The following is a 296-nucleotide window of genomic DNA, read 5'->3' as shown; positions in this document are numbered from 1 at the left end:
CAACGCCGGCCTCCGTCCCCTTCATCGCCTTTCGCATGACGGCGATCTCCTCTGCCGCCTTGATGTCCGGCACAGTGAGAATCAGACGGGAGACGTCCACAACCTCGATGTTCGGAAGTAGCTCTTGTAGCTCCATGGCGTCGCGGGCCGTCATTCCAAAAAGGTCGAGCTCCATTCCGACGCGCCCCCGATCCAGCCCAAGCGATCGCATCACTTCAGCGCAGACCTTGCCCGCTTCGGTAAGCTGGTGATACGTGTGGATCTTGAGAGGAATGCTCTCGGCCCGGACATTCCAT

1 protein-coding gene is annotated in these 296 nt (G+C 59.8%); it reads right to left on the bottom strand.

Features of this window, described 5'->3' with window-relative positions; all coding sequences use genetic code 11:
- A partial coding sequence (locus EN850_RS35555; protein WP_189591353.1) for an aminopeptidase P family N-terminal domain-containing protein occupies positions 1-296 on the bottom strand: 296 nt, incomplete at both ends.

Origin of the sequence: Mesorhizobium sp. M8A.F.Ca.ET.207.01.1.1 (assembly GCF_004794715.1) — a bacterium.
Taxonomy (GTDB): domain Bacteria; phylum Pseudomonadota; class Alphaproteobacteria; order Rhizobiales; family Rhizobiaceae; genus Mesorhizobium.
This window is presented reverse-complemented; position numbering and strand designations above follow the sequence as displayed.